This window comes from Serratia sp. CoH_134_PS_4 (genome assembly GCF_058190535.1).
The window spans coordinates 105954-125921 of record NZ_JBXWKI010000005.1; the positions used below are offsets into that span (position 1 = coordinate 105954).

Genomic DNA, 19968 nt, shown 5'->3' on the forward strand with positions numbered 1-19968 from the left:
CTTCAGGGGCCGCCTGACGGCCCCTACAATGTCTGCGTATCAATATGCGCGCTGACATAGTCCAGAAAACAGGTAATACGCGCTGCCAATTGGGTATTGCGGTAATACACCGCATTAATGGGCTGACGCACGTCCAATGTCTCCGATGCCAGTAATGGCACGAGCCGCCCGTTACGTTGATCGTCTCTCGTCATAAAATCAGCCAACTGCACGATCCCTTCACCACGCAAGGCCAACTGACGCAGCGTTTCACCGCTGGAGGCGGATATTGTCGGTGTAATGGCAAAATGCTGTGCCTGCTGATAGCGCAGCGGCCACAGATTGAGCGATTCCGGCTGCGTGAAACCAAGCAGGCAGTGGTCACGTAACGCCTCGACACTGCCAGGGATGCCATTACGGGCAAGATAGTCTGGGCTGGCTAAAATGCGCAAGCGGCTGGCACCCAACAAACGTGCATGGATGGTCGAATCTCTCAAGGCACCAATACGAATGGCAATATCGGTACGTTTCTCGAGCAAGTCGATAATCAGATTGTCGGTATTGAGCTCCAGCTCAATCTGCGGATAACTGTGGCGAAACCCTGCGACCAACGGCACGATCACGTGCTCCATAAAGGGTGCGGCGGCGTTGACTCGCAGTTTGCCGGCCGGGATCAGCCTGCGTAGCGCCATCTGTTCTTCCGCATTCTCCACCGAGCGGATAATGTCTCGCGCATGACTGAGAAAGTTTTGCCCTTCTTCAGTCAATTCCAAGCGACGCGTGGTGCGGCGCATAAGGGTCGTTTCGAGTTTTTTTTCCAATCGGCTGAGCGCCCGGCTGATACCGGAGGTGGTTTGGCCGAGCTGTTCGGCGGCGGCGGTGATGGAGCCGCTGTCGACAACCGTGGTAAACGCCAATAATTCTTCGAGGGTGATTTTCATGCATTCCGCCCTGAGTGGTCAGGCGCCACACGCAACGCCCCTACGGGAAGAAGGCCCGGCAAGGTGCCAGGCCTGACAGTCGGTCAGACAGAGAGCTCTGCCATATCGCCTTTGTCTTGCAGCCAGTTACGGCGGTCTTCAGAACGCTTCTTGGCCAACAGCATGTCCATCATCGCCAGCGTTTGATCCACGTCATCCGCATCCACCGTCAATTGCACCAGTCGGCGGGTATTAGGATCAAGTGTCGTTTCACGCAGCTGCAATGGGTTCATCTCGCCCAGCCCTTTAAAGCGCTGAACGTTTGGCTTGCCCTTTTTGCGTTTCAACTGATCCAACACGCCCGCCTTTTCTTCTTCATCCAGCGCGTAGAACACCTCTTTACCAAGGTCGATACGGTACAGAGGTGGCATAGCCACATACACGTGGCCGCCTTTGACCAGCGAGCTGAAGTGGCGCACGAACAACGCACACAGCAATGTAGCAATATGCAAACCGTCGGAGTCCGCATCCGCCAGGATACAGATCTTGCCGTAACGCAGTTGGCTCAGGTCTTCACTGTCGGGATCAATGCCGATCGCTACGGAAATATCGTGTACTTCCTGCGAGGCCAACACTTCGTCCGAAGACACTTCCCAGGTATTCAGGATTTTGCCTTTCAGCGGCATGATCGCCTGATACTCGCGATCGCGCGCTTGCTTGGCTGAACCGCCCGCCGAGTCCCCTTCTACCAGGAACAATTCGGTCATGTTCAAATCTTGAGAAGTACAGTCGGCCAGTTTACCCGGCAGTGCCGGGCCGCTGGTCAGCTTCTTACGGACCACTTTCTTGGCGGCACGCAGGCGGCGTTGGGCGCTGGAAATAGCCAGTTCAGCCAACTGTTCCGCCGCTTGGATATTCTGATTCAGCCATAGGCTGAAGGCGTCTTTCACCACGCCGGAAACGAATGCCGCACACTGACGCGAAGACAGACGCTCTTTGGTCTGCCCGGCAAACTGCGGATCCTGCATCTTCACCGACAGCACATAGGCGCAGCGGTCCCAGATATCTTCAGCAGACAGTTTTACGCCACGCGGCAGGATATTACGGAATTCACAGAACTCGCGCATGGCGTCAAGCAGGCCCTGACGCAAACCATTAACGTGGGTGCCGCCTTGCATTGTTGGGATCAGGTTCACGTAGCTTTCGGTTAACAGCTCACCGCCTTCCGGTAGCCACAACAGCGCCCAGTCTACCGCTTCGGTATCGCCGGAGAAGTTACCGACGAACGCCGCTTCCGGCAACGTGATCAGGCCGTTGACGGCTTCCATCAGGTAGTCGGTCAGGCCGTCCTGATAGCACCAGCGTTGCTCGGTGTTGTTCACCTTGTCGATGAAATAGATTTCGACCCCAGGGCACAACACCGCTTTGGCTTTCAGCAAGTGGCTAAGGCGCGATACCGAGAAACGAGGGCTGTCGAAGAACTGTTCGTCAGGCCAGAAATGGATGCTGGTACCGGTATTGCGCTTGCCGCAGCTGCCCGTCACCGCCAATTCCTGCACTTTATCGCCGTTTTCAAAGGCAATGCTGTAGACGTTGCCGTCACGCTTGACGTTAACTTCCACCCGCTTCGACAGGGCGTTAACCACAGAGATCCCTACGCCGTGCAGGCCGCCGGAGAACTGATAGTTCTTATTGGAGAATTTACCCCCCGCATGCAGACGACACATGATCAACTCAACCGCAGGCACGCCTTCTTCAGGGTGGATATCCACCGGCATACCGCGGCCATCGTCGATCACTTCCAGTGACTGATCGGCGTGCAAAATCACGTCGATGCGCTTGGCGTGACCAGCCAACGCTTCATCGACACTGTTATCTATCACCTCTTGACCAAGGTGATTGGGGCGCGTCGTGTCGGTATACATGCCGGGACGACGGCGCACTGGTTCTAGACCGCTGAGTACTTCAATGGCATCAGCGTTATAGCTGGATTGAGTCATCGTTGATTATTTTTTCGTGGTTAAAGGAAGGTGCCGGAAGCGTCTGCTCGATTCCCTTCGTGGTTCAAACCGCAGCCGGGTTATAGCCCTAAAAAATCCACAATCTGGGGGAAGTAGTGCTCGAAACCGACGAAGGCATGGTTTCCACCCGACTCCACCGTCTGTCGGCACGCGGTGTAATAGGCGACCGCTTGCCCATAATCGAGAATTTCATCGCCCGTTTGTTGCAGTAACCAGATTAAATCCGGTGACTCCAAGGGATCGATCTGCATCGTTTTCAGATCGTAAACGTGACGTGACTCTAACACATATTGCTGACCGGTGTAGGGGTTCTCGTTTTCGCCAAGGTAGTCAATCAACAGCTCAAACGGCTTCACCGCAGGGTTAACCACTACCGCTGGCAGTGAAAAACACTGTGAAAGCCAGGTCGCGTAGTAGCCTCCCAGTGAAGAACCGACCACGCCTATCGTCTGCCCGGCACGCTCCATCACCATGTTCTCGATCATCTCGGCGGCATCCGCCGGGAAAACCGGCAACTGCGGCACCAGCATCTCAATATGCGGATGATGCTCAGCCAGCCACGCCTTGAAGGACGTTGCCTTCGCCGAGAGCGGTGAACTGTTAAAGCCGTGCAGGTAGAGCAATGTAGAAGGCATCAATATCCATCCGAATCCATGTCGGGGCGGAAATCGTCGTTTTCCAACCGGAAAACCTGTGTCTCGATGCGGCCATCGGGCAGCAAGTCAAGGTAGCGCCAGCCGGGCGAAACGTCGTCGATAGTAAAGTTGGTGCAATGTGGTTTGAATTGCACGCACGTAGACGGCGACGCCAATAAACGCCGCCCCTGCCACTCCAGATCCAGCTCCTGGTGAATATGCCCGCACAGCAGCGTGTTCACTTTCGGGTAACGCAGCAATACTGCCCCCAGCATATGTGGGTTACGCAGGCTGTGTTGATCAAGCCAGGTGCAGCCGGAAGGCAGCGGATGATGGTGCAACAGCATCAAAGTATAGCGATCGGGGTAGGCCTGAAGACAGCGCTCCATCCATTCGAGCTGGTATTCACTCAGTTCACCGTGCGGCACACCGAATACCTGGCTGTCCAGCAACAACACCTGCCAGTGATCGCCCACCAGCACGTGTTTTGACGGGGCAATGCCCGCAGCGGCCAGCGCGTCGACCATCGCTGGCTGAAAATCATGGTTGCCCGGTAGCCAAACGCAAGGCGCCGGCAATCGTGCAATACCTTCAGCAAAATGCCGGTAGGCAGCCAATGAATGATCCTGCGCCAAGTCACCGGTGGCGACGATCAGATCAAAATCACGCTGTTGCGCCTTGATAGCGTCCAATACCGCATGATAGCTACGATAGGTATTGATGCCGAGCAACGTCTCATTTTCGCCGGCAAAAAGGTGGGTATCTGTTATTTGTAGAATCCTGACCCTGGCCCCACTTGCCACGGTCGGTTTAAACAGGCTTTCCAAATGGTGTCCTTTGTTATCTCAGTCTGTCTAACAAACCGGAACCGCCATCGCTCCATGCGCCAAACAGTAGCGCAACCAATCAGCAAGAAACTGGTTAATTTGATGCTTTTCGTCGCGTTGATGCAACTTTTTGTTGGGATAATCATAACGTGCTTTAAAGCGATAGATCTGCTGACTTGAACACACTTCCGCAACCATCGCATCATGATAGAGCCTTACCGTCATCGCAGGCAGGCTCCAATAGCTTACCGCCGGTGCGGTCTGCTCAATCTGCACCAGCGAGGTATAGCGCGTGGATTCAACAATAGTCAGACGATAACTGGCGCCGTTCACCTGATAAGTCACCGTTTCACCCACTTCATCATTGCGCGGCAGCAAGCGGCGCAATTGCGCGAAGTTGGTTTCGCACACTCTCATCATTTCGGGGAAATCAGGGGTATAGCGCTGTTTCATTAGTTAGCCCACTCTTTTCTTAACGATTCATGGTGCAACGCCAGCCACTGCAAAGCAATCACTGATGCCGCATTATCAATCGCGCCCTCTTCAACCCAGCGGTAAGCCTGTTCGCGGCTAACCACATGGACACGGATATCTTCATGTTCCTCTTCCAGTCCATGGATACCTTCCGCTGTGGTAGCGTCCACCTCACCCACCATGATCGACAGACGTTCACTGGTGCCGCCAGGGCTGGCCAGGTAGCTCAATACGGGCTTACAACGTCCAACCACAACGCCGGCTTCTTCTTGCGCCTCGCGGCGGCAGACGTCTTCGACACTCTCACCGGTTTCGATCATACCCGCCACCATTTCCAGTAGCCAGGGCGAACTACTGGTATCGACCGCAGCGATCCGCAGTTGTTCAATCAGCACCACTTCGTCGCGTACCGGGTCGTAAGGCAGCAACACCGCCGCATGCCCACGCTCGAAAATTTCGCGTTTAATCTCAGGGCTCATTTCACCGTTGAACAAGCGGTGGCGAAAGCGATATAAATTGAGTGAAAAAAAACCACGATAAAGCGTCTCACGTGCAATAATTTCTACATCATTTTTATCGAGAGTAACGGGCGATGGCTGTGAGTGGCTCATAAGCGAATTCTCCTGCATGAGTATGCCGATAAAATAAACAGTTTTGATGACAGAAACGGCGGGATAATCTTCCGCGGCTTTATGTTAGATTGTGAGCCATGATATCAGGTGTGACGTGCGCAGCCAGTTGAACTAAGGTAAACAGGCGCCCTGAAAGGTAAAAGTTACGCAAGATGGCACATTCAGCCACCTGAGGCGTACAAGAGACTCTGCTAGAATCGGCAACTATTTCGTCTATCGTCAGCGCTAACATAGCAATATTGCTGCACAACAAGGAATGCAAATGAAGAAACTGCTCCCCCTTCTTATCGGACTGAGCCTGGGCGGCTTCAGTGCAATGAGCCAGGCAGAGAACCTGCTGCAGGTCTACAAACAGGCTAGGGAAAGTAACCCGGATCTGCGCAAAACCGCCGCTGACCGTGACGCCGCATTCGAAAAAATCAATGAAGCGCGCAGCCCGCTGCTGCCGCAGTTGGGTTTGAGTGCCGGTTACAATTACAATAATGGCTATCGTGACAGCAATGGCGTCAACAGTAATGTAGCCAACGGCTCGCTGGCCCTGACCCAGACTATTTTCGACATGTCTAAATGGCGTGCGCTGACGCTGCAGGAAAAAACCGCCGGGATTTCCGACGTGACGTATCAAACCGCCGCGCAAACGCTGATCCTCAACACCGCTACGGCTTATTTTAACGTGTTGAGCGCCATTGATACGCTGTCTTATACCCAGGCGAATAAACAAGCGGTTTATCGTACCCTGGATCAGACCACTCAACGCTTTAACGTGGGTCTGGTAGCGATCACCGACGTGCAGAACGCCCGTTCATCCTACGACACCGTGCTGGCGGCAGAAGTGACTGCCCGTAACAACCTGGATAACGCGCTGGAATCCCTGCGCCAGGTGACCGGCACTTTCTACCCGGAACTGGCATCGCTGAACACCAGCGCCTTCAATACCAAGCGCCCGGAAGCCGTCAACAACCTGCTTAAAGAAGCCGAAAGCCGCAACCTGAGCCTGCTCTCAGCCCGTCTGAGCCAGGATCTGGCGCGTGAGCAAATCCGCTCGGCGCAAACTGGCTACATGCCAACGGTGAACCTGAACGCATCAACTGGCCTTACCAACACCCAATACAATGGATCGGTGACCCACAACAACGATCGCTATAAAGACTCTGATGCAGGCCAAAACCAAATTGGCGTATCGCTGAGCGTGCCATTGTATAGCGGCGGCCAAACCAACTCACAGGTGCAACAGGCGCAGTACAACTTCGTCGGTGCCAGTGAACAACTGGAAAGCGCGCACCGCAGCGTCGTGCAGACAGTCCGTTCTTCGTTCAATAACGTGAACGCGTCTATCAGCAGCATCAACGCATACCAACAGGCCGTTGTTTCTGCGCAAAGTTCATTGGACGCAACCGAAGCCGGTTATCAGGTGGGCACCCGTACCATCGTTGACGTGCTGGACGCAACCAGTACGCTGTATAACGCCAAGCAACAGCTTTCCAGCGCGCGTTATACCTACCTGATCAACCAGTTGAACATCAAGTCTGCACTCGGTACCTTGAACGAGAACGACCTGATGCTGCTGAACGGTGCACTGGGCAAGCCAATTTCTACGTCGCAAGACGTGGTCGCGCCACAGACCACCGCACAGGACGCTTACGCCGAAGGCTATAACGGCAACGCACCTGCGCCACAAACGGCAGCACCGGTTGCGGCCACCCGCGCCTCTGCGCCAGCAGCAAGCACCACAACCCAGCCAGTACGCAATAGCGGTAACCCATTCCGCAATTAATACGCGCACGACGCTGAAAACGGAGTTCGGCCTTTGCCGCACTCCGTTTTTTTTTGCTTTGTCACGGCTTCTGCCAGCCGTCTCACAGCCCGCCCCCCACCCGGTGGTGGTATCATTAGGCAATGGCTTTATACCCAAAATAAACGGGATCAGATGGATAACACTTCGCGTTGGCAACGCCTGATAGAAGGTGAACTGCCTGCGGCACAACGCCCTGCCCCCACCATTTATGCGTCCTGGCTGCGCTGCCGCAGCCTGATGCAACCGGCGGTCTGGAAAGCGCCGCACTGTGCGCTCGGTGCCACTTTCAACTCCATCTGTCAGCGTAAGAATGACCTGCTGACGCTCGGCCAGGCGGCACTGGAAGACGCCTGTGAATACATGGAACAGCGCCGCTGCTTGCTGATGATCCTCGACGAAAGCGGCTGCATGCTATGGTTGTGCGGCGATCCCCTGACGCGCGAGCGTTTGCAGCTATTGGGTTTCACCCCCGGTGCCTATTGGGCCGAAGGGGATATAGGCACCAATGCGCCGTCGCTGGCGGCGGCGGAGGGACATCCGGTCCAGGTGCGAGGCAGCGAACATGTGCGCCAGGCGCTGCACGACTGGTCCTTCTGCGCCACGCCGGTTTATGACAACAGCGGCCGTCAGCGCGGCTCCATTGCGCTGGGCTGCCTGCTGGCCGACTGTGCCGCCGGCGATCTTTCTCTGACGCTGGCACTGGCACGCGAGATCGGAAATTCACTGAATGCCGACAGCCTGCTGGCAGAGTCCAACCGCCATCTGAACCAGCTTTACGGTCTGCTCGATGGGGTGGATGACGGCGTCATGGCCTGGGATCATCGTGGCTACCTGCAATACATCAATCAGCGTGCCGCGACGCTGCTGAAGCTCGACGAACAGCACAGCCAAGGCAAACCACTGACACAGTTACTCACGTTACCCGCCTTACTCAATCGGGCCATTGCCCAGCGTCAGCCACTGCAACATGTTGAAGTGACCTTCGAAAGCCAGCGGCAGTTTATCGCCGCGCTATTAACGCTAAAGCCGATCTTCGACGGCGAGCGCTGTAGCTTTATCGCCCTGTTGCACCCCATTGAACGGCTGCACCAGTATGTCAGCAGCCAGTTGGGGCGCGTCAGCCACAGTTTTGAACAGATGCCGTCCGCCTCATTGGAGATGCGCCGGTTGATTCGTTATGGCCAACAAGCGGCAAAAGGCCAGCATCCCATCTTGCTGTGCGGCGAGGAAGGTGTCGGCAAGGAGCTGCTCAGTCAGGCAATCCACAATGCCAGCGAGCGCGCCGCCGGGCCTTATATCGCCATCAACTGCCAGTTATTGCCGGAAGCACAAGGGCTTCGCGAACTGCTGGGTAGCGATGCCAACGAAGAAGAAGCGGGCCAACTGAGTAAGTTTGAACTTGCCAATGGCGGCACACTGTACCTGGAGCAGATAGAGTATCTGCCGGCAGAAATGCAATCGGCTCTGCTACAGGTGCTGAAGACTGGCGTGGTGATGCGGCTCAACTCTAACCGCGTGATCCCGGTTGACGTACGGGTGATCGCCAGCAGTGCAGCTAATCTCCCGTTGCTGGTGCAGCAGAACCGCTTTCGCCGCCAACTGTTTTACAGCCTGCAGGCGTTTGAGATCCAGATCCCCGCACTGCGCCAACGGCTTAGCGACATTCCACTACTGGTAAAGCACCATTTGCGCACGCTGGAGCAACACTTCCAGTGTCGCTTCCGGGTGGATGATGAAGTCATGGCCCAGCTTGGGCTGTATTTGTGGCCCGGGAACGATCTGGAGTTGAAAGGCATCGTCGAACGCACGGCGATGATGTGCCACGGCCACCACCTTCAATTGGCGGATTTACCTGAGCACCTGCTGAGCCACCAACCTTTGTTAGAAAGTGAACCACAACCGGGTATGCCGCTGTTAACGCTAGCGGAAATGGAACGCCAGGCGATTATCCGCGCGGCTAAAATCAGCCGCGGGCAATTGAACGAAATGGCGCAGCTACTGGAGATTGGCCGCACCACGCTGTGGCGGAAAATCAAACAATATCATATTGATATCCGCCAGTTTAAGCTGCGTGCCTGAACGCCCTCTCAGTGGCTGAGTTGCAGCACACCGCGTGCTGCATCCAGCATCGCTTTCTGGCCGTTACGGGTTTTACTCATACAGTCGTTCATACCCACCACCATCGGTATACCCATCGCTTTGGCGAGGATCGCGCTGTGTGACAGCGCATTGCCACCACTCAGGCAGATACCAAGCACTAAACGACGATCGAGCATGACCACGTCAGACGGCATCAGTTCATCCATCACCAGAATTGCCGGGGCTGTGAGTGTAATCGGCGGCAATGGCTGCTGCTGCAGATGGCTCAGGGTGCGGCGCAGCATATCGCGAACATCCAACTCACGCGCCCGCATATATTCGTCGTCCAGCGCACGGTATTCCTCGGCTATTGCGTCCATTTCCTGCTGCCAGGCCTGCTCGGCGCTGCATTGCTGGCGGGCAATACGACTGTAGGCCGCCTGCTGCAGATCCGGATCGTCCAGCAGCATGCTGTGCGCACCAAAAATCGCCGCCTGCGGTTTACCAATTAATGAGCCGGTACGTTCCGCCAACCGATTCAGATCACTCAACGTATGCTGTAGCGCCTGCCGTAACCGCTGTTGTTCATTCAGTACGTCGTCGGCACCAATCTGGCGTTCAACAACCTTTGGCCAGAAACTGTAGGCCTGCCATACTGGCCCGCTGGTTACGCTTTCCGCCACCGGAATGCCGTGTAACGAAGGCAGGCTCTGCTCAGAAACCGTTTCGCCAAAGTGCTGCTCTGCCAATGCTCGAAACGCCGCCAGCGCCTGTTCGGCCTGCACTCCATCTGCAATCAGTTGGATGGTGTCACCATGGCGAACCTGCAAAAGTGCCAGTTGGTTAAGGCTACGCGGGTTGGCATACTGGCCTTGCTTTTCCAACACCAGTTCTGCATCAAAAGGTGCCAGTGCTTCCGCCAACCGAGCCGCTGGGCGCGCATGCAGCCCATGCGGGTTCTGCACCGTCCAACTCACACGTTTTCCCTGGATCAACGGTACTTCAACCTTTGAGGTGGCCGGCGCAGCGGCTTCGCCTAACTGCGCCTGTTTGGCCTGTAACGCCCCCTGTGCTTCAGCCAGTACCTGCTCTAACCCCGCACCGGCATTAGCGGCGACCACGGCCGCCAATGTGCCTTCAACCAGCGGTGCCGAACACAGTCTGACTTTAGCGGCCAAAGCCGGATCCAACAGATCAATTGCAGTTTCAGCGCTCAACAGTGCGCTGCCCAAATCCATCAGCACCACAATGCCCACGCCGTCGGCCACTGACTCGATCGCTTCCATCACTTTGATCGCATCCGTACCTATCGGGTTATCCACATCATCGACACCCGCCGCCAACACCAGTTTGCAACCCTCGCCGCGCATCATCTGCAACGACAGCTCCTCAACGCCGCGCGCCAATTGCGCACTGTGTGAAACTACAACGATATTGATCATCTCGCCTCCTGCTATTGACCCGCGACCTCTGCCAGCGTTTTCATCATCAACATTACGGACGTCGCCCCCGGATCCTGATGTCCGATACTGCGCTCACCCAGATAGCTGGCTCGCCCTTTCCGCGCCTGCATGGTGATCGTACTTTCGACCGCCTGTTCTGCCCGTTCGCTGGCACGTTGCAAAGCTTCCGCCACGCTCAGCTGCTGTTGCGCCGACTGGCCGAGGCTTTCAACGACCGCCCACCAAGCGTCACACATGGTTTTATCACCCGGCTCTGCCTTGCCACGCATCACCACGCCATCAACGCCTTCCTGCACCATTTGATGCAGCTCCGCCAAATCCAGGCTCTGTTTGGCGTTCGCCGCCTGCGCCGCCCGAATAAAGAATGTGCCAAACAGTGGGCCACTGGCACCACCGACACTGGACAACAGCGTCATGCCGGTGTTTTTCAGGATAAAACCAATGTCTTTGTCCGCGACCGAAGGCAATTTCTCCACGACCTTATTGAAGCCACGATTCATGTTCAGCCCGTGGTCGGCATCGCCGATTTCGGTATCTAACTGGGTTAAAAAATCGCGCTGCTGGGTAAATACCTCACCGCAGCGCATTAGCCAATCGACCACCTGTTGTTTGGTTAACGCCATGATTCCTCCTCAGCAACCCCAACGCAGCGCAGGCGTTTTCACCGGCGCATCCCACAAGGACAACAACTCGTCATCCACCTTCAGCAACGTGATAGAGACCCCTTGCATATCCAAAGACGTGCAGTAGGAACCCACCAGGCTGCGCTCAACGATCATCCCAGCTTCTGCGCAACGCTCTGCCAAGCGGTGATAAACGCCATACAATTCGGACAGGGGTGTCGCGCCCAGGTTATTGACCAGTGCAATCACTCGGTCGCCGCGCGTCAGCGGTTGTTTGGTCTGCACTTCATCGCGCCATTCCCCCTGCTGGCGATCCCAAACGCGAATCGTACGCTGGTAGTGGCCGTGCTCGATCAGCGTATGGAACATGTCGTCCACCGCCGCATTGAGTGTGGTGAAGGGACGCCGTGCAATGCCCGGTTCGCCATGGATACCGACACCGAATTCCATCTCGTTTTCCGCCAGCACAAACGACGGCTTACCCGCTGCCGGGACGGTACAGGCACCCAGCGCAATGCCGATCGAATGTCCGTGGTTATTGATGCTGTGGCCCAATGTCACGATGCTATCCAAATCGTCACCGCGCGCCGCAGCAGCACCGAGCAATTTTTCCATCAATACGGTATTCGCCACCCCGCGCCGTCCTGCGGTGAACAGGCTGTCTTTAACCGCGACATCGTCGTCGACCAGCACCGTCGCCACCTGGGTACCGCTGTCATGCAGCAGTTCGGTCGCCGTTTCAAAGTTCAGTACGTCGCCGGTGTAGTTTTTAATCAGCAACAATACCCCGGCACCACCGTCAATCGCCTGACCACATTCGTACATTTTGTCCGGCGTGGGTGACGTGAAAATCTCACCAGGGCAAGCCCCATCGAGCATGCCTTCGCCGACAAAGCCACAGTGCATCGGCTCGTGGCCACTGCCACCACCGGACAGGATCGCCACCTTGCCCGCAACCGGCGCGTCAGCACGGGTGACAAACACCGGCTCCTGATGCACCAACAACTCAGGATGTGCCTCTGCCAACCCCAGCAGTTGCTCTTCCAGTACCGACTCAACGTTATTGATCAGTTTTTTCACGGTTATTTCCTCATGTGAGCAATGGGGCGCAGCCTGCTGCGCCCCTGCGCGATTAGCGTGAGTGTTGTTGCAGCCAGGCGCTGCCCAGCCGATCTGCCGTCAAGATTGCTGCCTGCACGCTGGCCGGCGTGACCTTGAACGGCATATTGTGGATAGTTTCGCCGGCAGCGCAGCTCGCCTCTGCAACGGCCATGATTTTCTCTGCCGGATCGCCACTAACCCCCATCTGCGCCAGCGTGATTGGCAAGCCCAGGCGCTGGCAGAAGTCCAACACCGTTTCGATCTGCGCCATGCTGCTGTTTTGCAGCACTAACTGCGACAACGTACCAAATGCGACTTTTTCGCCGTGATACAGGTGATGACACTCTTCCAGCACGGTGAAACCGTTGTGGATAGCATGCGCGGCAGCCAGACCACTGCTTTCAAAACCGATGCCACTCAAATACGTATTGGCTTCAATAATGCGCTCGACCGCCTCCGTTACCACACCGGCCTCAACCGCCAGTTTGGCCTTAACACCCTCCGCCAACAGCGTTTCGTAGCACAAACGTGCCAGGCTGAGCGCCGCCAACGTTGACTTGCCGCCCGCCATGCTGGTGGCCTGCGCATCAAAACACGCCTGCGCCTCAAAATAGGTCGACAGTGCATCGCCCATGCCCGCCACCAGCAGCCGCACCGGCGCCTTGGCAATAATCGCGCTGTCCATCACTACCATGTCAGGGTTGCGTGGGTAGATCAGGTATTCGGCAAATTCGCCCTGTTCAGTGTAAATCACTGACAGCGCGCTGGTTGGCGCATCGGTAGACGCAATCGTCGGGATCAACACCACCGGCAAATGCTGGTAATGCGCGATGGCCTTGGCGGTGTCCAGCGTTTTACCCCCACCAACACCGATCACGCCACGGCAGCCATGGGCCTTCAACTCTTGGCCCAACCGGTCGATTTCCTTATGGCAGCATTCGCCGTTGAACACGCAGGCGTGATGCTTCACCCCGTGGTGTTGCAAGCTGCCCATCAGGGTATCGCCCGCCAGCTTCATCACGAAGTCGTCGGCAATCACAAAATAATGGTCGGCAAGGGCTTTAGCGTATTCGCCCACGGCGGCCAATGCGTTGGCACCCTGGATGTACTTGCCTGGAGACTGGATGATTCTCAACATAACCGGATCCTTTTTGGGAAATTGGCGATGGTAACGTTCAGATATCAGGTGATGGTGCGCCGGGCCTTGTGCCGTCGCGTTGTTATGGACTGACTATAGAGCCTGCCCGCCGCTTTGCGATCTCTCGTCTTTTTCGTTCCAAAGTGGAACGCCACTTTACCCATGACGTTTCATAATGGAACTCTTACGCGGCTTTTTTAGCCAGTAAAGCGAACTGGCGCACAGCCTAACGTATAGCTGCGTAAAGAGTGGATTCTATGGGCGTTTCAGCTTTAATTTTGACCATCTTTCCCCTATTCTTACGGCCACTACTGGGAAAGGGCGAAAACAGCCCGACTGATGGGATTAATAACGATGAAACGGACAAAAAACATCAACCAAGAGACGTTCCGCAAATCCTGGCGCAACTACCGTGTTGCGCCCGTAGCCTTGGCGATCAGCGCAGTCTTTATGCTGGCCGGCTGCGAGAAAAGCGATGAAACGGTCTCGATGTATCAGAATGCCGACGACTGTTCGCGCACCAACCCTTCCATGAGCGAGCAGTGCACCACCGCCTATAATAACGCCCTGAAAGAAGCCGCAAAAACCGCGCCAAAATACGCCACCCGTGAAGACTGCGTCGCCGAGTTCGGTGAAGCTCAGTGTACTCAGGCACCGGCTCCGGCACAGGCCGGCATGGCCGCTGAATCACAGAGCAGCGGCAGCTTCTGGATGCCACTGATGGCAGGTTACATGATGGGCCGTATGATGGGCGGTTCCGGCTTTGCTCAGCAGCCGCTGTTCACATCTAAAAACGCCGCCAGCCCGGCCAACGGTAAGTTCGTTGACGCGACCGGTAAGAGTTACGGCCCAGCCACCGCCGGCGGCCGCACCATGACGGTACCAAAAACCGCAATGGCGCCAAAACCAGCAGTGACCAACACCGTCACCCGCGGTGGCTTTGGTGAGTCCGTAGCCAAGCAAAGCAGCATGCAACGCAGCAGCGCAACCTCCAACTCCAGCTCTCGCAGTATGGGCGGCTAATACATGAAACGCGTTGCGATTACCGAGCGTCCGGACTGGCGCGAAAAAGCCACCGAATTCGGCTTCCGCTTCCACACCATGTACGGCGAACCGTACTGGTGTGAGGATGCCTACTATCAATTTACGCTGGCGCAGATTGAAGAGATTGAAAGCGCCACTGCTGAATTGCACCAGATGTGTCTGCAGGTCGTAGAAAAAGTGATCGGCAGCGATGCGCTGATGGCCAAGTTCTGCATCCCGAAACACACCTGGGATTTCGTGCGCAGCTCATGGCGTACTAACCAGCCTTCACTGTATTCGCGTCTTGATCTGGCCTACGACGGTGTTAACCCACCCAAGCTGCTGGAAAACAACGCCGATACGCCTACCTCGCTGTACGAGGCGGCCTTTTTCCAATGGCTGTGGCTCGAAGATCAGATCAACGCCGGCAATCTCAGCCCGGAGTCCGATCAATACAACAGCCTGCAGGAAAAACTGATCGAACGTTTCGCCGATCTGAAAGCACACCACGGTTTTGGCCTGCTGCATCTGGCCTGTTGTCAGGACAGCGAGGAAGACCGCGGTACCGTGCAATACCTGCAAGATTGTGCGCTGGAAGCGGGAGTCCCGACCGAATTCCTGTTTATGGAAGACATTGGTCTGGGTGAAAAAGGCCAGTTTACCGACCTGCAAGACCAGGTCATCGGTAACCTGTTCAAACTTTACCCGTGGGAATTCATGCTGCGCGAGATCTTTTCCACCAAGCTGGAAGATGCTGGCGTGCGCTGGCTGGAGCCGGCGTGGAAAAGCATTATCTCCAACAAGGCACTGTTGCCAATGCTGTGGGAAATGTTCCCGGATCACCCAAACCTGCTGCCAGCATACTTTGCACAAGATGAGCACCCACAGCTCGATCACTACGTGACCAAGCCACTGTTCTCACGCGAAGGCGCTAATATCCAGATCGTGCAAAACGGTCAGGAAGTGGCACGCGTTGACGGCCCTTACGGTGAAGAAGGCATGATCGTGCAGCAGTTCCACCCACTGCCCCAGTTCGAAGGCAGCTATACGCTGATCGGCAGTTGGCTGGTTGACGATCAACCCTGCGGTATCGGTCTGCGTGAAGACCGCGAACTGATCACCCAGGATCTGTCGCGTTTCTACCCGCATATTATTCTCGGTTAACGCTCACATTCGTGAGTAAAAGGCGCGACAATGTCGCGCTTTTTTTATGCCTTCCTTCTGGTGATTAATCGATTAACCTTTTATACTCGATATGTCTGTTCTCCTCGGGCGGAGCAACCAGATATGAAACTGACGTCCATTATTCCACCGCAGGTCAACCTGGCGAACGGATGCTTTACCGCGCCTGATATTCAGCGTAAATCCACAGCCTTGGGCAGTTTGGCGGGCATCTTCGCCGATCCCGTCGCATGGGGCGCTATGCCTGCGGAGCTTGCCGTCTATCAGGTAGAAATGCTGCCCTCCGTCCAGCAAGAAGGCGAGCTGTTTGTTGGTACCACTCACCTACAACCGGGCCGGGTGGGTAACGAATTCTTTATGACCCGCGGGCATTTCCATCAGCGCCCTGAACAGGCTGAATTTTATTTTGGCCTGCGCGGTCAGGGCTTGTTGTTGCTGCAACACCGGGACGGTGATTGCGTGCTGGAACAGGTTTTCCCCGGCAGCGTTCACCATATCCCTTCCTTTACCGCTCACCGCCTGATCAATACCGGTAATGATGTACTCTCTGCGCTGGCCGTCTGGCCAACGGTTGCCGGTCATAACTATGATGCGTTGCAACCCCAGGGCTTCAAGCTGCGGGTCTTTGCCAACGCCGAAGGTTGGCAAGCGGAGGCGCAATATGAGTGATTCGATGCTGCGATTTGGTCTTGATGTACACATAAACGACAACCCGATGGGGTTTGGCTACGGGGATGAAGTGATTGGGCCATTGCCAGAGATTCGGACGTTGGAACACATCCGCCGTTCGTTACGTGATCCGGACTGCAGCGGACCAAAACAGGTCTATGCCATCGCCATGGACGTCGCCAAACAGCGGCATTTGGCTGAATTGAAGAAACGCATGTTGTTGTTCGGTATTGTCACCTATGCCAAAGGCCAATTGGGTCAGGAGCCGGTACGCAGCCAGGGGCATATACACCGCATCAGCGCCCACAGCGGCTGGTCGCCGCCGGAGCTGTATGAGATCTGGCAAGGGAAGGCGATCATTTATATGCAAGAACGCGTGGAGCATGATCCCGGCCGCTGTTTTGCCGTCCATGCCGGCCCTGGCGAGAAAGTGCTGGTACCACCGGGATGGGCGCACGCCACAATTTCAGCCGACCCCAGTCAACCACTGACCTTCGCTGCCTGGTGCGATCGTGAATATGGCTTTGAATATGATGCGGTACGCGCATACAAAGGGCTGGCGTGGTATCCGTTATTGCAGGGCAATAATATTATCTGGCAGCAAAACCCGCGCTATCAATCCGGCAGGCTACATGCCATCGGGCCACGCCAATATCACGAATTCGGTCTGAGCGACGACCCTTTATACCTACAGTTTGAAGTCGATCCAGCGCGTTTCCAGTTCATTTCCAAACCGGGTAACGTAGCAGAAAAATGGCAACGATTTGAGCCGTGAAAGAGAAAGGGGCGAATTTATTCGCCCCCTACGCGTCACTCATTATTGCTATAGCTTACGAGAACAAACCGCAGGCTACACCGGCCGCTGCCAACACTAATAACCCAAGCATCGCTTTCACCGGAGAAAGCCCCCGCTTCGCCATCAGATACCAGGTCACCAGCACCACCATCAGCGGCATCAGGTTAGGGAAAATGCCGTCCAGCATTTGCTGCAGGTGAATATTCACCCCATCTTTGGTAACAAACTCCAAACCCGTCCCCAGTTTGACATAACTCGCCGCGACGCCGCCCATGACAAACACGCCCAACAGGGAAAGGGCTTCGCGCAGCCGCGAGGACTTGCTACTGACCAACATCTCCACCGAGCCGGAACCCATATGGTAGCCTTTCATAAACAGCCAGTAGGAGCCTGGAATGACGATCAAACTAAACGCGATGATGTAAAACAGCGGGCCAATCACACTGCCACCGGCCGCCAGCGCCATGCCGATACTCAATAAAATCGGGATCAGCATGCCCGGTACCATCGAGTCGCCAATACCGGCCACCGGCCCCATCAGCCCCACTTTAAGCGTGTTGATGGTTTCCCCGTCGATCGGCTCGCCGTTGGCACGTTTCTCTTCCAATCCAATTACCATGCCGTTAACAATCGCGCCCAGCTGCGGCTCGGTATTGTAAAACGAGGTATGGCGGCGAATGGCCTCAATGCGCTGTTGCTTGTCCTGATAGAGCTTTTTCAACGCGGGCATCATGCTCAGACAAAAACCGTAAGACTCCAGGCGTTCAAAGCTCATCGATGACAGGTTGTACATCATCCAACTGCGCCAGCAACGGCGTAGATCCTGCTTATTCAATTTTGGTGTTGACGTATCCATCAGAATTCATCCTCATCATCAGCCTGAGGCGCGGCCTGAGCGGCAGCCACCTGTGGCTCTGGCTTATAGTTGTAGTGAATAAGTGCCAGCAGCGCGCCGACGATGACCAGCGCCACCATATTCAGCTTGAGGAAAACAATGCAGATGAACCCCACCAGGAAGTAAATCAGCATGCTGTAGCTTTTAATGATCTGTTTGAGAAGAATGGCGATGCCGACTGCGGGCAGAATACCCCCCACCACGTTCATGGTGGTCAGCACCAACGCCGGCAAGCTGTCCATAAAGGCGTTGATATAACGCGCCCCAAAAAAGACGGCGATAAACGTCGGCACAAAACGCAGCAGGAAGTTGGTAACCTGCGGCCAGATAGCGCTATTGAGGTAAATCCCTGGCTCATCTCCGCGTTCTACGGCCAGATCTGCACGGTGATTCCAGTAAGAATTGAGTACCATCATGGCATTGAACAGCACGGTCCCCATGATGCCAATCGTCGCCGCCAGCGCAACCGCCACCTCCGTCCCTTTACCGGAGAGGATACCCAGCGCGATCGCCGGGAACGCCACAAAGTTGAGATCGGCCGGCATCGATCCACCCGGCGTTACCATGGCGATATACACCGCCTGTACCGCAACACCGATGATAATGCCGGTCTGTACATCGCCGAGAATAGCCCCCACCAGCATGCCGGAAACTAACGGGCGGCTGAGAATATACCAGCCTCCGGTCAGCCCCAGCAGCCAAGGGCTGCTCAGCGCGCCGAGATAACACAGAATCCCGATAAGCGTCGCTTCAAACCACATAGTTAACTCCTGCCGTTTAGGCTTATTTGAGTTTCTTTTTTGCGTCCAACCAACTGAAATGACTGGCGTCAGGGACCAAACGGAATTCAATGGCATGCCCGTGTTCGGTCAGGAAATCAAAAGCAGCGGCCTCTGTGGCACTCACTGATTGATTCGGGCCAATCGTCACCGTTTCCTTACGGGCAGACATAGGTCCAACGTTAATCTTCTTGTTCCTGTTACTGAGATCTATCCCTGCTTCCATCAACCTACGCAGCGTGACCGGAGATTTGCCAATCACAAAATATTGCTTGTCACTGGCGATCACTTTCGGCAATTTTTCTATTGCCTGCTGTACGGTAAATAACCACACCTTGGTGTCCTGTACCGCCCCTTTCATCACCGATGACAGCAGCGGATCGGCCGCCACCTCATCATCGATCGCCACGATGCCGTCACAGGGCAATTCCTTTGCCCAGCGGGTTACCAGCTGACCGTGGATGACCCGGTCGTCGATACGTACAAATGAAATGGCCATATTCTTTCCTCAGAAATCGTCCAATTGCGCCGTTGGTACCGGACGGGCAAGGGCTATTGCCTCTCCCCCCTGCGCCACCAGCTCCTGTGCCGCCTGTTGAACATCCTTCCCCTCCAGCAATTCGGCGCTCATCAACAACATTGGGAAATTCACCCCCGTTACCACGGCCATTGGCACCGGCGTCTCGGGGTCAAAAGCGTGGCGGCAGGCCACGTTGTAGGGCGTGCCACACAGCATGTCGCACAGCACCAGTACACCCTCCGCGCCAGTGCTCACCCGGCGCAGTTCGACAGCAAAATCGTGTTTAAAAGCCTCAATACCGGCGTTTTCACTCAGGCCGACATGGCTGGTTCCAGGCAGTTCGCCATAAACCATACGTGCGCTGCTTATCAGCGCTTCAGCCATTGGGCCATGAGAAATCACAATCACTTTCAACAT

General features: G+C 55.7%; 20 protein-coding genes. 6 read left to right on the top strand and 14 right to left on the bottom strand.

Annotation, left to right across the window (positions count from 1 at the left end; translation table 11 throughout):
• Nucleotides 1-23: 23 nt before the first annotated feature.
• From AC2FCQ_RS10240 to nudF, 6 genes are all read right to left on the bottom strand, one after another.
• Nucleotides 24-920, bottom strand: a complete 897-nt coding sequence (locus AC2FCQ_RS10240) for a LysR substrate-binding domain-containing protein (protein WP_404760492.1) — start codon at nucleotides 918-920, stop codon at nucleotides 24-26.
• Nucleotides 921-1003: 83 nt separating this feature from the next.
• The gene (parE, locus tag AC2FCQ_RS10245) at nucleotides 1004-2899 is read right to left on the bottom strand and encodes a DNA topoisomerase IV subunit B (RefSeq protein WP_209637336.1); all 1896 of its coding nucleotides are present in this window, start codon (nucleotides 2897-2899) and stop codon (nucleotides 1004-1006) included.
• 80 nt (nucleotides 2900-2979) lie between these two features.
• On the bottom strand, nucleotides 2980-3555 hold the full coding sequence (yqiA, locus tag AC2FCQ_RS10250; RefSeq protein WP_209637335.1) for an esterase YqiA: 576 nt from the start codon (nucleotides 3553-3555) through the stop codon (nucleotides 2980-2982).
• Nucleotides 3555-4382 (bottom strand): 3',5'-cyclic-AMP phosphodiesterase, encoded by an 828-nt coding sequence (cpdA, locus tag AC2FCQ_RS10255; RefSeq protein ID WP_265555957.1) that lies wholly within the window; start codon nucleotides 4380-4382, stop codon nucleotides 3555-3557. Before cpdA ends, yqiA begins: the two co-directional genes overlap by 1 nt.
• Before the next feature lie 27 nt (nucleotides 4383-4409).
• Nucleotides 4410-4835 carry a DUF1249 family protein gene (locus tag AC2FCQ_RS10260; protein ID WP_209637331.1) on the bottom strand — a complete coding sequence of 142 codons (426 nt, stop codon included), beginning with the start codon at nucleotides 4833-4835 and terminating at the stop codon, nucleotides 4410-4412.
• Nucleotides 4835-5467 (bottom strand): ADP-ribose diphosphatase, encoded by a 633-nt coding sequence (gene nudF, locus AC2FCQ_RS10265; protein WP_037416554.1) that lies wholly within the window; start codon nucleotides 5465-5467, stop codon nucleotides 4835-4837. The genes AC2FCQ_RS10260 and nudF overlap by 1 nt, the downstream gene beginning before the upstream one ends.
• 283 nt (nucleotides 5468-5750) lie before the next feature.
• Here nudF and tolC point away from each other — a divergent pair, with 283 nt between their 5' ends.
• Nucleotides 5751-7262, top strand: coding sequence for an outer membrane channel protein TolC (tolC, locus tag AC2FCQ_RS10270; protein ID WP_490307912.1), 1512 nt, complete (start codon nucleotides 5751-5753; stop codon nucleotides 7260-7262).
• Nucleotides 7263-7415: 153 nt separating this feature from the next.
• The gene (gene dhaR / locus AC2FCQ_RS10275; protein ID WP_490307911.1) at nucleotides 7416-9362 is read left to right on the top strand and encodes a dihydroxyacetone kinase operon transcriptional regulator DhaR; all 1947 of its coding nucleotides are present in this window, start codon (nucleotides 7416-7418) and stop codon (nucleotides 9360-9362) included.
• 8 nt (nucleotides 9363-9370) lie between these two features.
• On the opposite strand, the gene dhaM is transcribed toward dhaR, so the two are convergent.
• The 4 genes from dhaM to AC2FCQ_RS10295 are packed head-to-tail and all read right to left on the bottom strand — an operon-like array spanning nucleotide 9371 to nucleotide 13687.
• Nucleotides 9371-10804, bottom strand: coding sequence for a dihydroxyacetone kinase phosphoryl donor subunit DhaM (gene dhaM, locus AC2FCQ_RS10280; RefSeq protein WP_490307910.1), 1434 nt, complete (start codon nucleotides 10802-10804; stop codon nucleotides 9371-9373).
• 11 nt (nucleotides 10805-10815) lie between these two features.
• Nucleotides 10816-11448: a dihydroxyacetone kinase subunit DhaL gene (gene dhaL, locus AC2FCQ_RS10285; RefSeq protein ID WP_265555953.1), complete on the bottom strand. Its 633-nt coding sequence runs from the start codon at nucleotides 11446-11448 to the stop codon at nucleotides 10816-10818.
• A 9-nt stretch (nucleotides 11449-11457) separates the two neighbouring features.
• A complete protein-coding gene (gene dhaK, locus AC2FCQ_RS10290) occupies nucleotides 11458-12528 on the bottom strand; it encodes a dihydroxyacetone kinase subunit DhaK (RefSeq protein ID WP_209637311.1) in 1071 nt (356 codons plus the stop codon).
• A 52-nt stretch (nucleotides 12529-12580) separates the two neighbouring features.
• Nucleotides 12581-13687 carry a glycerol dehydrogenase gene (locus tag AC2FCQ_RS10295; RefSeq protein ID WP_209637309.1) on the bottom strand — a complete coding sequence of 369 codons (1107 nt, stop codon included), beginning with the start codon at nucleotides 13685-13687 and terminating at the stop codon, nucleotides 12581-12583.
• Between the two features lie 354 nt (nucleotides 13688-14041).
• On the opposite strand from AC2FCQ_RS10295, the gene AC2FCQ_RS10300 reads away from it, so the two are divergent.
• The 4 genes from AC2FCQ_RS10300 to AC2FCQ_RS10315 all read left to right on the top strand — a co-directional run bounded on the left by AC2FCQ_RS10300 (nucleotide 14042) and on the right by AC2FCQ_RS10315 (nucleotide 17336).
• On the top strand, nucleotides 14042-14710 hold the full coding sequence (locus AC2FCQ_RS10300) for a DUF1190 family protein (protein WP_037416536.1): 669 nt from the start codon (nucleotides 14042-14044) through the stop codon (nucleotides 14708-14710).
• Nucleotides 14711-14713: 3 nt separating this feature from the next.
• Nucleotides 14714-15874, top strand: coding sequence for a glutathionylspermidine synthase family protein (locus AC2FCQ_RS10305; RefSeq protein ID WP_265555951.1), 1161 nt, complete (start codon nucleotides 14714-14716; stop codon nucleotides 15872-15874).
• 123 nt (nucleotides 15875-15997) lie between these two features.
• Nucleotides 15998-16561 carry a glucose-6-phosphate isomerase family protein gene (locus AC2FCQ_RS10310; protein ID WP_490307909.1) on the top strand — a complete coding sequence of 188 codons (564 nt, stop codon included), beginning with the start codon at nucleotides 15998-16000 and terminating at the stop codon, nucleotides 16559-16561.
• Complete coding sequence (locus AC2FCQ_RS10315) at nucleotides 16554-17336, top strand: glucose-6-phosphate isomerase family protein (RefSeq protein ID WP_490307908.1); 783 nt, start codon at nucleotides 16554-16556, stop codon at nucleotides 17334-17336. The genes AC2FCQ_RS10310 and AC2FCQ_RS10315 overlap by 8 nt, the downstream gene beginning before the upstream one ends.
• 55 nt (nucleotides 17337-17391) lie before the next feature.
• Here the strand turns inward: AC2FCQ_RS10315 and AC2FCQ_RS10320 are convergent, their stop codons facing one another.
• Genes AC2FCQ_RS10320 through AC2FCQ_RS10335 form a run of 4 tightly spaced genes read right to left on the bottom strand, consistent with a single transcriptional unit; the run spans nucleotide 17392 to nucleotide 19968 of the window.
• Entirely contained in the window at nucleotides 17392-18213 is an 822-nt protein-coding gene (locus AC2FCQ_RS10320) for a PTS system mannose/fructose/sorbose family transporter subunit IID (protein WP_490307907.1), read from the bottom strand.
• On the bottom strand, nucleotides 18213-19013 hold the full coding sequence (locus AC2FCQ_RS10325) for a PTS mannose/fructose/sorbose/N-acetylgalactosamine transporter subunit IIC (protein ID WP_404760497.1): 801 nt from the start codon (nucleotides 19011-19013) through the stop codon (nucleotides 18213-18215). Before AC2FCQ_RS10325 ends, AC2FCQ_RS10320 begins: the two co-directional genes overlap by 1 nt.
• Nucleotides 19014-19035: 22 nt before the next feature.
• Nucleotides 19036-19530 (bottom strand): PTS sugar transporter subunit IIB, encoded by a 495-nt coding sequence (locus AC2FCQ_RS10330; protein WP_209637292.1) that lies wholly within the window; start codon nucleotides 19528-19530, stop codon nucleotides 19036-19038.
• A gap of 9 nt (nucleotides 19531-19539) precedes the next feature.
• Complete coding sequence (locus AC2FCQ_RS10335; protein ID WP_209637290.1) at nucleotides 19540-19968, bottom strand: PTS sugar transporter subunit IIA; 429 nt, start codon at nucleotides 19966-19968, stop codon at nucleotides 19540-19542.

Coding starts and splice junctions, on each gene's coding strand:
- AC2FCQ_RS10240 (WP_404760492.1), bottom strand. CDS start 920: ATGAAAATCACCCTCGAAGAATTATTGGCGTTTACCACGGTTGTCGAC.
- parE (WP_209637336.1), bottom strand. CDS start 2,899: ATGACTCAATCCAGCTATAACGCTGATGCCATTGAAGTACTCAGCGGT.
- yqiA (WP_209637335.1), bottom strand. CDS start 3,555: ATGCCTTCTACATTGCTCTACCTGCACGGCTTTAACAGTTCACCGCTC.
- AC2FCQ_RS10260 (WP_209637331.1), bottom strand. CDS start 4,835: ATGAAACAGCGCTATACCCCTGATTTCCCCGAAATGATGAGAGTGTGC.
- nudF (WP_037416554.1), bottom strand. CDS start 5,467: ATGAGCCACTCACAGCCATCGCCCGTTACTCTCGATAAAAATGATGTA.
- tolC (WP_490307912.1), top strand. CDS start 5,751: ATGAAGAAACTGCTCCCCCTTCTTATCGGACTGAGCCTGGGCGGCTTC.
- dhaR (WP_490307911.1), top strand. CDS start 7,416: ATGGATAACACTTCGCGTTGGCAACGCCTGATAGAAGGTGAACTGCCT.
- dhaM (WP_490307910.1), bottom strand. CDS start 10,804: ATGATCAATATCGTTGTAGTTTCACACAGTGCGCAATTGGCGCGCGGC.
- dhaL (WP_265555953.1), bottom strand. CDS start 11,448: ATGGCGTTAACCAAACAACAGGTGGTCGATTGGCTAATGCGCTGCGGT.
- AC2FCQ_RS10295 (WP_209637309.1), bottom strand. CDS start 13,687: ATGTTGAGAATCATCCAGTCTCCAGGCAAGTACATCCAGGGTGCCAAC.
- AC2FCQ_RS10300 (WP_037416536.1), top strand. CDS start 14,042: ATGAAACGGACAAAAAACATCAACCAAGAGACGTTCCGCAAATCCTGG.
- AC2FCQ_RS10305 (WP_265555951.1), top strand. CDS start 14,714: ATGAAACGCGTTGCGATTACCGAGCGTCCGGACTGGCGCGAAAAAGCC.
- AC2FCQ_RS10310 (WP_490307909.1), top strand. CDS start 15,998: ATGAAACTGACGTCCATTATTCCACCGCAGGTCAACCTGGCGAACGGA.
- AC2FCQ_RS10315 (WP_490307908.1), top strand. CDS start 16,554: ATGAGTGATTCGATGCTGCGATTTGGTCTTGATGTACACATAAACGAC.
- AC2FCQ_RS10320 (WP_490307907.1), bottom strand. CDS start 18,213: ATGGATACGTCAACACCAAAATTGAATAAGCAGGATCTACGCCGTTGC.
- AC2FCQ_RS10325 (WP_404760497.1), bottom strand. CDS start 19,013: ATGTGGTTTGAAGCGACGCTTATCGGGATTCTGTGTTATCTCGGCGCG.
- AC2FCQ_RS10330 (WP_209637292.1), bottom strand. CDS start 19,530: ATGGCCATTTCATTTGTACGTATCGACGACCGGGTCATCCACGGTCAG.
- AC2FCQ_RS10335 (WP_209637290.1), bottom strand. CDS start 19,968: ATGTTGAAAGTGATTGTGATTTCTCATGGCCCAATGGCTGAAGCGCTG.